The following is a 15,517-nucleotide window of genomic DNA, read 5'->3' on the forward strand; positions in this document are numbered from 1 at the left end:
AGTCCTATGCAAGAAGTGAATGTTGCACAAAGCGTGGTTGCTAGAAAGCAAAGCAGTGAACTCTCAAGACGTCTTTGGAAAAATAAATGGATTTATGTCATGCTGCTGCCGGGGATTTTGTATTTTATCGTGTTTAAATACATTCCGATGTACGGTTTAATCATTTCCTTCCAGAACTACAAGCCTTTCAAAGGCGTTAGCGGCAGTGAATGGGTCGGGTTGGAGCACTTTCGGCGATTGTTTACGGAGCCGGATTTCCTAAATATTTTAAGCAATACGTTAATTTTGTTCGTCATGAATCTCTTGTTCTATTTTCCGATTCCGATCATCTTGGCGCTCATGCTGAATGAGGTTCGAGGGGATCTATTCAAGAAAGTGTTTCAAACGATCGTTTATTTGCCCCACTTCATGTCTTGGGTGATTATCGTCTCCATCAGCTTCGTGATGCTGACCATGGATGGCGGCGTCATTAATGAAATGATTTCCTATTTCGGCTTTGAAAAGATTAACTTCTTACTGGCCCCAGAGTGGTTCAGACCGATTTATATTTTGCAAGTCATTTGGCGGGAAGCCGGTTGGGGTACGATCATTTATTTGGCGGCGATTGCTTCCATTGATCCTGGGTTGTATGAAGCTGCTCGCATGGACGGTGCAGGACGACTTAGACAAGTGTGGCACATTACGCTGCCCGCGATCCGAAGTGTCATTATTGTTTTATTAATTTTGAAAATTGGTGCGGTTCTCGAGCTCGGTTTTGAACATGTGTACTTGCTTCTTAACTCCATGAACCGAGAAGTTGCTGAGATCATTGATACTTATGTATATACAGCAGGGTTGAAACAAGGGCAATTCAGTTACAGCGCAGCGATTGGTTTGTTCAAATCATTCATTGGACTTGTACTGGTGATGCTAGTGAATCGTATTGCGAAAAAGATGGGTGAAGAAGGCGTTTACTAAGCCTAAGTGAGCGCCAAGCAGCTAGGAGGTTGAAGTCATGGTAGAAGATAAAACATTAGCCGGCAGAATGTTCGGTATCATCAACTATTTGTTATTAACGATCATCGGATTGATTACGATCATCCCGTTCGTGCACGTGGTGGCAGGTTCCTTCACGACGAGCGCGGAAATGGCGTCGAAGAAATTCGTCCTCATTCCGACGGATTGGAGTATCGAGGCCTATCGATTTATTTTTTCAACGGATACGATATTTAAGGCCATGGGTGTCTCGATTGGGACGACGTTTGTCGGCACGGTAATCTCTATGTTCATCACGGCGTTGATGGCTTACGGCTTGTCCCGCAGGGATGTGGATGGACGTAAAGGGATCATGTTCCTTGTCGTTTTTACAATGCTGTTTCATGGCGGCTTGATCCCAACGTTTCTGGTGGTGAAGGAGCTTGGTATGATCGACACCTATTCGGCGTTGATTCTTCCAACAGCGATTAGTGCGTTCAACTTAATTATTTTGAAAAATTTCTTCCAAAACATCCCCGAAGGGCTCGAGGAGTCGGCTAAAATTGATGGCTGCAGCGACTTCGGTATCTTGTTCCGCATCGTGTTGCCATTGTCGATGCCAGCGATCGCGACGATCTCACTGTTCTACGCGGTAACGTATTGGAACACGTACTTAAGTGCGATTCTTTATATCAATGAAAGTGCCAAATGGCCGATTCAGGTCTTGCTTCGCCAAATTGTCGTCCTTGCTAGCGGTTTGAACGTAAGTTCGGATCTAGACAGCGCGGCACCGCCACCGGCGCAGTCGATAAAAATGGCTGTTATCGTCGTAGCTACGATTCCGATTCTGATTGTGTATCCGTTCTTGCAGAAGCATTTTGCTAAGGGTGCAATGATTGGATCCATCAAGGGTTAGTCGGTGAATGAATGGACAGGATGTCACAATACACAAGCGAGGAAGCAGACATGACAGAAGGGCAAGAACAGCAAGATCAGAGAGAAGAACAGAAAGATATGGGAGAAGAACAACAAGATAAGAGAGAAGAACAAGGGCAGAATCAAAGTGCAGAGATCGATAAACTTCTTGCTGAGATGGATCAATTGTTTGATGGTTTTGGAGCGTGGCTCGGCGGGCAAATGGATGCAGAAAGCGGCGGGTTCTATTATGCCGCAAGCTCCAGACGAATACCGGGCGGCGCTCCGGACATTGAATCCACCGCGCAAGCGCTCAACATTCTAGAACGCTGCGGTTGGCTGGATGAAATGACAGTGGAAATGAAGCTAGGCTGTATCCGTTTCTTTCAAAGTAAGCAGGAGGCAGCCTCGGGCTACTTCTATGATCAGAATCCGCTCATGCGTGAAGATGAAGTGATGGTTGCCCGCGCCATCTCCTATAGCTTGAACGCGTTGCGCAAGCTTGGCGGGCAGCCGCTTCACGCATTGCCTTACGCGGTGCAGCAAGCACCATCGTATATGGCTTCGTCAGAAGACTATCTCGCATGGCTGAAGTCGGTTGAGCTAACGAACAGCTGGCGAGGCTGTGATCGTCTTTCAACCTCCAGCGTCTATGTGAGGCAAGTGGAGCCAGCGAGTCGCAGAGCTGAGTTTACCCAAACAGCGTTCCATTTCTTCGCCGATAGGCAGGATCCTTTTACCGGATTATGGGGAGAAGGATCCTACTATGTGCGAATCTCAGGAACGTTTAAGCTTCATATTTTCTATGATCATTTCAATGTGCCGCTGCCGAGAGAGGAACGTATTTACCAAAGCATCCTCTATGCCTTACGGCATGAGGAAGCGGTGGACATGTGCTATATTCGCAATCCGATTCACTTGCTTTCGTATATGAAGCTGTCCATTCCTGCAGAAGATTTGCGAGAGATTATTGCTATTACACTGGCAAATATGAAGCGTCTGCTGCGTGCGGACGGCGGCTTTTCCCGCGAGCTTGCGCATTCGCCTACGGCGCCTAATGTGGCGCAGGTCAAGGAAGGCGAATATTACTCCGGCATGCCGAAGGCGGTTCACATCGGGGGCGGCGAAGTGGAAGGCGATATGAACGCTGGCACACAGGCCTTGTTGATTCGTTCAGTGTGCTGCCAGTTAGCCGGCAGGAAGGCGCCAGCCCTCACGAAACGGCCGAGTTTCAACATAATGGAAAGAAATTGAAGCGTTTAAAATCTACGATTGTTCAATAGAAAGGGGAACCTCATTATGGCTCCTGTTCAGACGAAAACACCTTTGGAGTGGGCACAGGCTGCCTGCGACTCGATCATAGCTTCGCATACACCGATGGAGCTTCCGCCCGCAGGGCGTTGGCATTACCATCAAGGCGTATTCCTGTGCGGCATGGAAATGCTCGTAGAAGCGGGTCAGGATGACCGCTACGATGCCTACATCCAGGCGTATGTCGATGGACTCGTCGACGAGCATGGCAATCTTTACTTCGCGCGCGACGAGCTCGACGCGATTCAAGCTGGGCTGCTGCTGTTCCGTTTGGAACAGCGCACAGGCCAGCCCAAGTACCGCATCGCAGCGGATAAGCTGCGCAATCTGCTCAAAACCCTGAACCTCACCTCCGAGGGTGGGTTCTGGCACAAAGACAAATACGCCAACCAAATGTGGTTGGACGGTTTATACATGGCCGGCGTATTCTCGCTGAAATACGCGAACGCCTTCGGCGAAACGGGCTTGCGCAAAACCGTGCTGCTGCAAGAGCAGCTCATGCGCAAGCACATGAAAGACGAGCGCACGGGTCTGCTGTACCATGCGTGGGACGAAAGCCGCCGCATGCCGTGGGCGAACCCTGAAACCGGCTGCTCGCCGGAATTCTGGGGACGTTCGCTCGGCTGGTACGGCCTCGCCGTCTCGCAATTCCTCGACGAATTGCCGGCAGAAGAGCCCGGACGCGAAGCTTTGGTCAGCTCGCTGCGCGACTTCGTGCATGCTTTGATCCGCTATCAGGACGCGGAAAGCGGCCTCTGGTACCAAGTGATCGATAAAGGCGATCTCCCGGATAACTGGCTCGAAAGCTCGTGTACAAGTCTGTTCGTGTACACGATTGCCAAAGCCGTGAACCTCGGCGTAGTCGGCCCCGAGTGCGCGGACGCAGGCGTGAAAGGCTACGAAGGTTTGCTGCGCACGTTGAAGTTCGACGAGCAAGGGAGAGTTATTTTGCCACTCATTTGTATCGGGACGTCTGCTGGGGATTACGAGAACTATGTCACGCGCCCAACGAGTGAGAATGATCTTCATGGTGTGGGAGCTTTTGTGATGGCGTGCGTCGAAGTGGCGCCGCTAGTGAAGTAAGTGCGGATAAAGGAGCGGACGTTCTTATCCGGAAGGCAGTCGACAGAGACTGGCTATCTGGAAGAGACGCAGATCCAGTTCACTCGCTGGATTGACATTAGGAGAAAAAGGACGCCGGATGGCGTCCTTCTATCCGAGTTGCTGCGGAAAGCAGTAAGAAGCAAGAAAGAATGTAAGCGGATTCAATGAGGTTTGATTCTTTTTCCACAAGATTGGGTGAACCGTGACGTTACAGTAAACCTGATAGCAACGGATACTAGTTCTGGTGTTGCTGCTTCCCACTTTGCGTTAGACGGTTCTGCCGAACAAATGGGAACGACAGTTACAATAACAACAGAGGGTGTTCATACTCTCACTTACTGGAGTGTAGATCGTGCAGGAAATGTGGAGTTAAGGAAGGAAGCTATTATCCGAATAGACAAAACAGCCCCTACACTACAGGTAAACTTAGATACCACGACCCTCTGGCCTGCCAATCATAAGCTTGTTACGGTAAATGCTTCAGTGATTGCATCCGACAGTATAAGCTCGTTGGACAATGTTACGTTAACAGCCATTACCTGTAATGATCCAGCCGCAGATGCGTCAGATATTCAAGATGTGCAAATGGGTACGTTAGATACTACTTTTAAACTGCGTGCCGATAAATCGAGCAAAGGATCAGAGCGTATGTATACCATTACGTATACGGCCACTGATAAAGCAGGCAACAAGAAGTCAGTCTCCGCTGAAGTCACAGTTCCTCACGATCATTCAGGTAAGTAGAACATGAAAATAATGTTTTGCAGGGGCGTCCGAAAAGGGCGTCCTTTTGGCTGTGGATACATAGAATACCAGAATTAAGGACCCTCAGACTTTGAATTATGTTAAAATAAGCTTCATATACACGGGAGATGGACAAGATCACATACGGGGGAAGCTTTCTATGAAACGAATTCTAGTTGTTAGTGATATACACGGCTGTGCGGCCGAATTTAAGGAATTACTAGATAAAGTAAAGTTCAATGCGGAAGAGGATCAGCTTATTTTACTAGGAGATTATGTGGATCGAGGACCGGCGAGTCGGGAGACCGTGGAGCATGTCATGTTTTTGGTTCGTGAAAAGGGTGCGATTGCGCTCAAAGGAAACCATGACCAGCGCTTCATCGAAGTAATGGGCGAGACAGATTCCTTGACGGAAATGAAGTTTTTCGAGCATGGAGGCATCCAAACGTTTCAAAGTTTTAGCGGAGTCAGGGACTTCGATTTGAAAACAGCAAAAGAACGCATCCGCGCGAATTGCGGCGAGCATTTAGCATTTTTGCAGAATCTGCCGTTGTATCATGAAAATGATACCCATATTTTTGTGCATGCTGGACTAAATCCTGCTTATGTAGATTGGAAAACACAACCGGAGCGGGATTTTATCTGGATTCGTGCGCCATTTGTGGGGCAGAAAACGGTCGTGAAGAAGCCTGTAGTGTTCGGGCATACGACGACGAAGGATATTCATGGGAAAGCGGATGTGTGGTTTGATACGGATAAGATCGGGATCGATGGCGGTTGTGCCTACGGTCTACAACTGAATCTTCTGGAAATTAAGGGGAAGAATCAGTATAAGACGTACGCGGTCGCTTCGAAAGGGAGCTGGAAATAAGGAGCAAGAAATATCAAGAAGCGTAGTTCCGAATGGCGTAAACTGAGGTTACCAAGCTGAAGGGGGCAAACGATGGATACCAATTATGAGACGCGGATTCAGATGACGCTGGATCATATTGAGGAACATTTATCGGGACCATTGTCCGTAGAGTGCTTAGCCGAGGTCGCGTGCTTCTCTGCTTTCCATTTCCATCGGGTGTTCCAATTCATGGTGGGCGACGCGGTAATGGAATATGTTCGCAAACGGAGATTAGCGAGAGCGGCTTATCAAATCGCACATACGGAGCAGAAATTGATCGATATTGCCCTCGACAATGGCTTCCAATCCCCTGAGAATTTCACGCGGGCATTCAAAAAGGTGTTTGAACGTACACCGCTTGCCTATCGCAAGCAAGGCATACGACCACCTAGCTATCCCAAAGTGAATGTGCTGGAACGGAAATTTAATCCCTATTTAGGAGGAATACGTATGGACTACGCATTGAAAACGAAGCCAGGGTTTAAGTTAATTGGTTATGAATTGAAGACCTCGTGCAAAGAAGGCCAGAATCATCGGGATATCCCCGCATTTTGGCAAAAGTATCTGCGAGAAGGGATGGGTGCGCATATCCCAAAACGCCTCCACACGGAGTCTTGCGTTGAGCTCGGGATTTGTACGGATTTTGACTTGGAGAGCGGGGATTTGACCTACATCATCGGGATGGAAGCGACGAGCTTCGAGGATGTGCCTGCGAATATGGTATGCCGCGAATTTCCGGGAGCGGAATATGCTGTTTTCACGACACCGAAGGTGACGCCGGATCAGTTCGCTGCATCGATTCAGAGCACGTGGAATACGATTTTCACGGAATGGTTCCCTCATTCGGGGTATGAGCATGCTGGAAGCGCGGAGTTTGAATACTATGATGAGCGTTGTCATCAGAATCTGCATGAGCTTGTACAGATGGACATTTATATTCCGGTCAAGGCGAAAAGATAAGAAGTGCAAGCTGTAACAAAGGGGGAATCATTTGTCACGCAAATGACATCTGAATTTCATCTCTCTTTAAGGTTCGGAGCCTATAATGAAATTCGACCCCCTTTTAAATATATATACTTAAGACCCGCAGCCCGTTGCTGTGGGTCTCTTTTTTTGTGTAGAGTATACTTGCTCAAATTGGGGAGATAGTTCATATGTCAGGGGTGGCTGTAGCCAATCGTATCCAACGCTTAGAGGAGATAGGGGTTATTGAGGGGTATACGGTCCGGTTAAATGAAAAATTGCTGGGGAACATCTACTGTATTTTCATAACCGTTATGATGAAGGACTATAAACATACGAAGTTCCAAGAGTTTATTCAGCAACGCGATGAAATCAAAGAGGCTCACCGTGTTAGTGGGGAGCCGTGCTTCATTTTAAAGGTTCAAGTATCTGATCAAAACGAACTATCTAAACTTCTGGATGAGATCCTTGACTATGGCTATTATAAAATCAATATTTCCATTGGGCAGTATAAGTAAAGGTCATCTGTAAGTTTTTTGGCAGTTCCGCGTGAAATCAATGGTTCGCTCCCCTTTGCTCTATAAATAAAAAAGCTTAGCTTTCGGTCATAATCAGATATAATGTAGAAAGGATGTTAACAGCCAGATTCGAGGTGCCAACCATGATTCTAAGTACCAAACTTCATATCCCGCAAATGCGGCGTGATGACCTTGTTGAGCGAGAGGCGATCACCGAGCTATTAAATGAAGGATTGAAGAGCAAACTAACGGTCGTAACGGCTCCCGGGGGGTATGGCAAAACAACAGTCTTGAGTCAGTGGCTGCAGCAGACCGCCATACCTGCCGTATGGATTTCCTTGGGCCCGCAAGATAATGATCTAATTGAATTTTGGAGCTATACAATTGCTGCAGTCAATAGTAAGAACCCCAATTTTGCAGAAGCGGTCACCCCGTATCTGCCATCCCTGAAGTCGGGAGCTTTTGAGCCATTCATCACAGCGATGATTCACGAGCTTGACCGTTATTCGGATGAATTGGTCATTATTTGGGATGATTATCACGCGATTGATCTTGCTCCTATACACGCATCGGTGGCGTATTTCCTTGCGTATTTGCCCGCTCATATCCACCTCTATGTAAGTAGTCGCACTGAAATGCCCTTTCCTGCGGCAAGGTTGCAGACGACCGGTCAAATGGTGAAAATCACGATTCAGGAGTTGCGATTTCAACTTGATGAGGGAATTCGTTACTTTCAGGATTGCATGGGATTGTCACTGTCGGGAGAAAAGATAGCGAAGCTCGTCAGCCGTACGGAGGGATGGATCAGTGGACTGCATCTTGCGGCCATTTCGTTGCAAAGAAGCGGCAATTATCCTGATTTTATCCGTGCTTTTAGCGGGGAACACCGCAGTATATCCGATTATCTGTTTCAGGAGGTTTTTAGTCTTCAGCCGAGTGAGATTCAGTCTTTTTTATTGGAAACTTCGATCATAGAGCGAATGAACGGCCCGTTGTGCGAAACAGTTACCGGACAAGCTAATTGTCAGGAGCTGCTGGAAATACTGGAACAGCAAAACTTGTTTATCGTTCCCTTGGATGATCAGCGGCAATGGTATCGCTATCATCATTTGTTTTCCGAGTTTTTACGAAGGCTCTTTCGGCAGAGGTATGCGGTACGGTCGAAGGAACTGCATGTCAAGGCAGCTCATTGGCTGGAGGCGCACGGATTTCTGGAAGAAGCGGTAGAGCAATTGTTTATGGACGGACATTATGTTGAAGTAAGTGATTTCATCGAAAAGCATCTGCAAGACTTTCGTGTGAAAAGAGGGGTGCTTTACCGATGGCTGCGTGAGCTGCCGGAGTCCTGTTTGGCAGAGAAACCGGGAATTCAGTTTCTTTATGTCAAAGTGATGGTGGAAGCGGGTGAAATGGCGTTGGCGCAAGCCAGACTTCGTATAATGGAGGACAAGCTATCGGATCCGAAATGGAAAGAGTACGTTGGGACTGTGCTTTATTTGTCTTCGGCGGTTTCTTTTTATCGGAAAGACATTCGACGATTGGATGAATATATGGAGATGTTTGACCGGCATTTGCCGGAAGGCAGCTACATCCAAATGATTGAAGGGAATTCGTATTCGATCAATTTCGACACGCAATTGAGTTTTATCAACGATTTGCATGAAGCGGAGAGATACTTTTCTAAATGGGTCAAGACGTGGGAGGATAGGAAAGATTATCCCTTTGTCGGTTTTTACTACGTTACGTACAGCTTGCTGTTATATGAGCGGAACCGCTTGGAAGAGGCTGAAGTTTATGTGGACAGAGTACTGCAGACAAAGTGCATGCAGCCCTATGGCCTTATTTTGTTGGGTGGCACTGCGGTTGCCGTGCGGATTTATCAGGCTAAGGGAGATTCGGCTAAAGCGTTTGATCTGCTGGAGCGGCTCAAATCAAAAATCCATTCTCCAGACAAAAGTATCTTTATGAGGAAGATAGAGGCGGAGAAGGCGTATTTGTCGCTTGTGAACGGCTCTTTCGATGCAGGGTGGCTGCAAACAAACGGCATTCACTATACCGATACGGCCCCGTTCGCTTCGATGAGGGAATATCTTCACTTGGCCCGGGCGCTTATGGAATGTGGTAGGGAAAACAATGCTTTACAGCTGCTTGAGCAATTGTACCGTTTTGTCGAAGAAGAAGATCGACTGTGGGATAAGGTAAAGGTAGCCGTCCTGCATAGCATGGTTTTTTATCGAAAGGGAGATATGACGAACGCTGTAATGAAGCTGGAAATCGCACTCCAATTGGCGGAACCGGGAAAATACATCCGCAGTTTCCTGGATGAAGGGGCAAAGATGGCTGAGCTGCTGCGTGAATACCTCGGGCAAAGGAAGATCAACTCTAAGGGCGTATCCTTACCCTACGTCACAGAATTGCTTCTAATGATGGACGAATCTGCGAATAAGACCGGAAGCTCGGGGCTGCTTATAACCAATCAGGAATTGAAAATCTTACGGATGATTGACATGGAGCTATCGAATAAACAGATCGCGGAACAGCTCCATATCACAGTCGAAACGGTAAAGAGCCATTTGAAAAGTATGTTCAGAAAACTTGATGTGAACAGCAGAGAACAGGCACGGAGGCAAGGAAAAGAATTAAAATTGTTGTAGGAGCTATTGATCACAATTGAGGAAAATCAATCATTATACAATAGATAGTGGTATTAGGTATATCCCCCATTTTTTTAAAGTCTCTCCCCCCGGATGGGGGGATTTTTTTTATGTTGAAATAGTCTTAAAGTAGAATGAGAGTTGCAAAAGTCGACAAGCAAGGCGAGGATAATATCGTTATTTGTCGTCTGTAGTATTCAGAATCGCTGCATTGGCAGTTGCAATCATACTAATGACTGTAGAGGTGTATACGTAAATCGAGCAATATAGGTCATCGGAGCTACAATCAGAAATCAGCAGATATGGAGGAAGAAGAATGCTTAGTAAGGATAAACGTATTAGGAGCAATAAAGCAATTGACTTCAAAGAAGGACATTCCGTGCCGAACAAAGTGAGAGGGAAGCTATCATTTTGTGTAACGCTTCTTTTGTTGTTTACAACGTTTTTCGCCAGCTTTATAGGCGTGAAACAATCGGATGTCGCGTACGCAGCAACCACCCAAACCGTCACTTTCAACAGCAACGGCGGTTCGGCGGTGAGCAGCCAGACGGTGAACGATGGCAGTACGGCGACAAAGCCTGCCGACCCGATGAAGGCTGGGTACACGTTAGGCGGGTGGTACAGCGACAGCGGCTTGACGACAGCTTTCGATTTTACTACTCCGATCACGGTGGATATGACGCTGTATGCGAAGTGGACCCCGACCCCGATATGGACTAAAGCTGGACCTCAAACTTTCTCGGGAACCCCGGAGACCGAAGGGACTTCTATCGGCTCAGCCAGCGAAATGACCGTAGCGTTCGATATGACGGCAAACACGTTGGGCTTTCAGATTCCGATTGATAAATCTCCGAGGCTCAGTAGCGGTACGACAGCAGGATGGACAGTGAAGCTTAGAAATCAAGGCGATATATGGTTCGTTATAGGTCCGCAGACTAGTAGTGGTGCGTATATTAATGTGCCGAACGCATACAGCGCCAATACACCTGTACATGTTGCGCTTTCCTTTGGGAATGGGACTGCCAAAGTATATATCAATGGCGTTCTGCATACAACTACACTCAACAACGTTTCTCAAACAATTCAAACCAGTATTACGCAAACCGTAAATAATACAACTACTCAACTAGCTTTGGGAGGGGCAACTGAGATCGGTCAGAATGAAAAGTTTGACGGCTCGCTGCAAGACGTGCGCATCTATGATCGAGTCTTAAGCGACTCGGAAGTTGTCGCTTTGGTCGCACCGCACACGGTAAGCTTCAACAGCAGCGGCGGTTCGTCGGTGACCAGTGAGTCGGTCAACTATAACGGCAAGGCCATACACCCAACTCCGACGAAGACCGGGTACACATTCGGCGGGTGGTACAGCGACATCGGCTTGACGACAGTGTTCGATTTTAACACTCTGATCACGGCGGATACGACGCTGTATGCGAAGTGGATAAGCAGTGCGAAGGCAATTACAGCATTTAACTTCGCTGGATTGAGCCCAGCAGTAACGGGAACGATTGACGAAACGAACAAGACCATCGCATTGACCGTACCAAGTGGAACAGCGGTAACGGCGCTTGTACCGACGTTTACAACAACTGGAGCTAGTGTGAAGGTAGGAAGCACAGTACAAACGAACGGAACAACGGCACAGGACTTTACGAGCCCTGTAACGTACACCGTAGTAGCAGCAGATAACAGTATGGCGGACTACACGGTAACGGTAACCGTAACCGTAGCAGCCAGCACATCAGCAACGTTGATCTCGACAATAGGAACCGTAAGCACAGGTGGAACAGCGAATGAAAGCATCACGAACATTCCAAACGGAACAACGTTAGCAGCATTGAAGGCAGCAATCACGCCAGCAGCGAATGCAACGTATGAAGTCTACGATGCAGACGGAACAACAGTGGCTGCAGCTTTGGCAACAGGCGAGAAGGTCATTGTTACAGCGCAGGATGGAACAACGAAGGTAACGTATACCGTAACGGTGAATGCAGTAGCCGATTCTTTCGGATTAAACGGAACTCATGTGGTGAAATGGGGAGGTTTAATAAACCCGCAACGAATTACATTTGATAAGAGTGGATTTGTCTATGTGTCCGATGTATCGAGTAATAATATTAAAAAATTCTCCCCAGATGGTACGGTTGTCGCGACAATTGGTGGTTATGGTACAGGCGATGGCGGATTATATCATAATTACGGTTTAGCGGTTGATGGCAGTGGCAATATTTATGTAGCAGATTCAGTTCATAATCAGATTCAAGTATTTAAGCCGGATGGAACCTTTCTAAGGAGATGGGGAACATTAGGGACAGACAATGGACAGTTAAATTATCCGCAAGGTGTGGCGATTGATAGTCAAGGTTTTGTTATCGTCGTTGATTCATATAATAATCGGATCCAAAAATTCCAAGCGGATGGTACCTATGTATCTCAATTTAACGGTGGGTTTAATTATCCTACAGATTTGGCGATAGATAGCAATGACAATATTTATGTAGTGGAACAAAACAATTCTCGCGTGCAGAAATTTTCTTCAACGGGAACTCTCTTAATGGCAACTGGTTCTGATGGCGCGTCAGATGGACAACTTCATTATCCAAACGGTGTAGCAGTTGATACAAATGGGAACATTTACGTAGCAGACACCTATAATAATCGAATTAGTAAGTTTAACGCTAGTGGGAATTTTGTGGCTAATTGGGGTTCTTACGGCTCAGGAGATGGGCAATTCCAATATCCTGGTGGCGTTGCCGTAGACAATGGAGGAAATGTCTATGTTGCCGATGCGAATAATGGACGGATCCAAATAAAATTAGCAGTTTCCGATGCAGAGTTGATCGGGTTTACTTTGAGCGGCGCAGCACTGAATGAAACGTTTAGTAGCAGCAGATTAAGCTATACAGCAACAGCACCCAATAACGTATCGAGCATAATGGTTTCGCCAAAGGTTTTTAATAGCAACGAGGTAATTGAAGTAAATGGAAATATGGTAACAAGCGGTTCTGAAATAGAAATCAGTTTAAATAATGGATCTAATCTAATTACAATTGAAGTAACAGCAGAAGATGGAACAACGAAGGTAACGTATACCTTAACGGTAACCGTAGCAGCAAGTACAGCAGCAACGTTGACCTCGACAATAGGAACCGTAAGCACAGGTGGAACAGCGAATGAAAGCATCACGAACATTCCAAACGGAACAACGTTAGCAGCATTGAAGGCATCAATCACGCCAGCAGCGAATGCAACGTTTGAAGTCTACAATGCAGACGGAACAACTGTAGCTACAGCTTTGGCAACAGGCGAAAAGGTTATTGTTACAGCGCAGGATGGAACAACGAAGGTAACGTATACCGTGACTGTAGCAGCAAGCACAGCGAAGGCCATTACAGCATTTGACTTTGCAAGTCTATCAGTAACGGGAACGATTGATGAAACGAACAAGACCATTGCATTGACCGTACCAAACGGAACAGACGTAACCGCGCTTGTACCGACGTTTACAACAACTGGAGCTAGTGTGAAGGTAGGAAGCGCAGTACAAACGAGCGGAACAACGCCACAAAACTTCACGAGCCCTGTAACGTACACCGTAGTAGCAGCTGACGCCAGCACAGTGAACTACACGGTAACGGTAATTGTAGCAGCAAGCCCAACTGTTCTTACAGCGCCAACCACCCTATTTGCGACAGCTGGAGATTCACAAATCAATCTAACTTGGTCGACTGTTACAGGAGCTACTTATTATAATATCTATCAGTCACAAGATAGTGTAACCTATCATTTAATTAGCACTCCTGCTTTAGTAACTGGAGGAGCTTATCAGGTGACGGGACTAACAAATGGCACCTTATATTATTTCAAAACATCTGCAGCAAATACAGTTACGGAAAGTACTTATTCTAATATTGTCAGTGCAACGCCAACCCTAACACCAGCAGTAACAAGTGTAAGCGTAAGCCCAACAACAGCGAGTGTGGTTCAAGGAGCAACTCAGCAACTGACAGCTACAGTAACCGTGGTGGGCGGAGCGGCACAAACTGTAACATGGACAAGCAGTGATTCAACAAAAGTAGCAGTTAATGTAAATGGATTAGTAACGGTAGCGGCTAATGCATCGACAGGTAACTATACCATTACAGCGACTTCAAACGTAGATGCTAGTAAAAAAGGAATAGCCACGATTACAGTAACAGCAGCAGTTATATCATTGGGTGGTGGTTCAATAACACCAAGCGACACCCCAGTTACCTCCACAGATGGTAAACTAACGCTTCCGACAGGTAAAACAGGCGAGGTTAGCCTAGGAGATGCGGTCACGATCTCTATTCCGGCCGATGCTTCAGGCAAAGAACTGAAATTAACGATAGAAAAATTGTTGGACACTCAAAAACTAGTAACGAACAAAGACAAAAACGTACTAGCCAGCCCGGTATTTGAGATTTTGAAAAACTTCTCGGAGAACTTCAGTAATCCGGTAACGTTGACCTTTGCTTTCGATCCGAATAGTATGAAGAGCAACCAAAAGGCATCTGTATTCTATTATGACGAAGCGAAAAAGTCATGGGTACAAGTCGGCGGTAATGTAAACGGCAATCACATCTCCGTAGAAGTTAATCACTTCACGAAATATGCGGTATTCGCTGTAGATCAAGCGGCAACTGATACGAAACCGATGATTAACTTAAGTGATATCTCTGGACACTGGGCGGAGGCAAGCATCAAGCAAGCGGTGGGCAGCGGAATCGTCAGCGGTTATCCAGACGGTACGTTTAAGCCGGATGCTACCGTGACACGCTCGGAATTCGCGGTCATGCTGATGAATGCGTTGAAGCCGCAAGGAGAAGGAGCAGCGCTGGCCTTCACAGATACAGCGAATATCGGCGCTTGGGCTCAGAAAGCAGTCGCGCAAGCGGTGCAAGCAGGCATTATTAAAGGCTATGAGGATGGCTCTTTCCGTCCTGATGCCGAAATTACACGCCCTGAGATGGCAGCGATGATCGCAAACGCTTTGGGTCAGCCTGTCGAAGAGAATACCGCAACGGACTTCTCGGACGACAAGGACATTCCGACGTGGGCGAAAGGCGCAGTAGCAGCAATGAAGAAACTTGGCATTATAGAAGGTAAAGGCACGAATGAATTTGCTCCTGGTGATCAAACAACAAGAGCAGAGGCGGTAACGGTTTTGCTGAAGATGCTGGCACAAAAGAGCAAATAAAGTAAAAATCGCCGTACTTTATTTGCAATTTATTAATTCATAGCCCTTTGGGCTGTTCCAGAACCTGCAAATATCTTGTTGAATTGGAAGAAGGGGGTTGCCGTCCCCTTCTTTTCTGCTATAAAGTCTGCAACTGGGGAATTTCATTTAGGGACGGGATCAATATGCCTCATTACTATTTTGATGAAATCTGGACACCTCTTAAATTTGTCGGAATTCGACTGTTTCGGGATGATGATGG

General features: G+C 46.9%; 11 protein-coding genes. All 11 read left to right on the plus strand.

All coding sequences use genetic code 11. The features are described 5' to 3' along the window. Positions 1–6 precede the first annotated feature (6 nt). The 11 genes from AC58P7_RS15340 (at position 7) to AC58P7_RS15390 (ending at position 15,276) form a co-directional block, all read left to right on the plus strand. On the plus strand, positions 7–957 hold the full coding sequence (locus AC58P7_RS15340) for an ABC transporter permease (protein WP_497344225.1): 951 nt from the start codon (positions 7–9) through the stop codon (positions 955–957). A gap of 37 nt (positions 958–994) precedes the next feature. After that, positions 995–1,870: a carbohydrate ABC transporter permease gene (locus AC58P7_RS15345; protein WP_497344227.1), complete on the plus strand. Its 876-nt coding sequence runs from the start codon at positions 995–997 to the stop codon at positions 1,868–1,870. Positions 1,871–1,890: 20 nt separating this feature from the next. Then, positions 1,891–3,123 carry a hypothetical protein gene (locus tag AC58P7_RS15350; RefSeq protein WP_497344229.1) on the plus strand — a complete coding sequence of 411 codons (1,233 nt, stop codon included), beginning with the start codon at positions 1,891–1,893 and terminating at the stop codon, positions 3,121–3,123. A 45-nt stretch (positions 3,124–3,168) separates the two neighbouring features. Further along, positions 3,169–4,263 carry a glycoside hydrolase family 88/105 protein gene (locus tag AC58P7_RS15355; protein WP_497344230.1) on the plus strand — a complete coding sequence of 365 codons (1,095 nt, stop codon included), beginning with the start codon at positions 3,169–3,171 and terminating at the stop codon, positions 4,261–4,263. Further along, entirely contained in the window at positions 4,264–4,452 is a 189-nt protein-coding gene (locus tag AC58P7_RS15360) for a hypothetical protein (RefSeq protein WP_497344232.1), read from the plus strand. Between the two features lie 3 nt (positions 4,453–4,455). After that, positions 4,456–5,028 (plus strand): OmpL47-type beta-barrel domain-containing protein, encoded by a 573-nt coding sequence (locus AC58P7_RS15365; protein WP_497344234.1) that lies wholly within the window; start codon positions 4,456–4,458, stop codon positions 5,026–5,028. A 160-nt stretch (positions 5,029–5,188) separates the two neighbouring features. Beyond that, positions 5,189–5,899, plus strand: a complete 711-nt coding sequence (locus AC58P7_RS15370) for a metallophosphoesterase family protein (protein ID WP_497344236.1) — start codon at positions 5,189–5,191, stop codon at positions 5,897–5,899. A gap of 72 nt (positions 5,900–5,971) precedes the next feature. Beyond that, a complete protein-coding gene (locus AC58P7_RS15375; RefSeq protein ID WP_497344238.1) occupies positions 5,972–6,880 on the plus strand; it encodes an AraC family transcriptional regulator in 909 nt (302 codons plus the stop codon). A 194-nt stretch (positions 6,881–7,074) separates the two neighbouring features. After that, positions 7,075–7,401 carry an Lrp/AsnC family transcriptional regulator gene (locus tag AC58P7_RS15380; protein WP_497344240.1) on the plus strand — a complete coding sequence of 109 codons (327 nt, stop codon included), beginning with the start codon at positions 7,075–7,077 and terminating at the stop codon, positions 7,399–7,401. Between the two features lie 143 nt (positions 7,402–7,544). Next, positions 7,545–10,055, plus strand: a complete 2,511-nt coding sequence (locus AC58P7_RS15385; protein WP_497344449.1) for a winged helix-turn-helix domain-containing protein — start codon at positions 7,545–7,547, stop codon at positions 10,053–10,055. A gap of 316 nt (positions 10,056–10,371) precedes the next feature. Beyond that, entirely contained in the window at positions 10,372–15,276 is a 4,905-nt protein-coding gene (locus AC58P7_RS15390) for an S-layer homology domain-containing protein (protein WP_497344242.1), read from the plus strand. Positions 15,277–15,517 lie beyond the last annotated feature (241 nt).

It is taken from the genome of Paenibacillus sp. J22FR5 (assembly GCF_059691975.1).

Excerpts from the sequence above, each read along its gene's own strand:
- AC58P7_RS15340 (WP_497344225.1), top strand. The coding sequence starts at position 7 with ATGCAAGAAGTGAATGTTGCACAAAGCGTGGTTGCTAGAAAGCAAAGC.
- AC58P7_RS15345 (WP_497344227.1), top strand. The coding sequence starts at position 995 with ATGGTAGAAGATAAAACATTAGCCGGCAGAATGTTCGGTATCATCAAC.
- AC58P7_RS15385 (WP_497344449.1), top strand. The coding sequence starts at position 7,545 with ATGATTCTAAGTACCAAACTTCATATCCCGCAAATGCGGCGTGATGAC.
- AC58P7_RS15350 (WP_497344229.1), top strand. The coding sequence starts at position 1,891 with ATGTCACAATACACAAGCGAGGAAGCAGACATGACAGAAGGGCAAGAA.
- AC58P7_RS15380 (WP_497344240.1), top strand. The coding sequence starts at position 7,075 with ATGTCAGGGGTGGCTGTAGCCAATCGTATCCAACGCTTAGAGGAGATA.
- AC58P7_RS15370 (WP_497344236.1), top strand. The coding sequence starts at position 5,189 with ATGAAACGAATTCTAGTTGTTAGTGATATACACGGCTGTGCGGCCGAA.
- AC58P7_RS15390 (WP_497344242.1), top strand. The coding sequence starts at position 10,372 with ATGCTTAGTAAGGATAAACGTATTAGGAGCAATAAAGCAATTGACTTC.
- AC58P7_RS15355 (WP_497344230.1), top strand. The coding sequence starts at position 3,169 with ATGGCTCCTGTTCAGACGAAAACACCTTTGGAGTGGGCACAGGCTGCC.
- AC58P7_RS15375 (WP_497344238.1), top strand. The coding sequence starts at position 5,972 with ATGGATACCAATTATGAGACGCGGATTCAGATGACGCTGGATCATATT.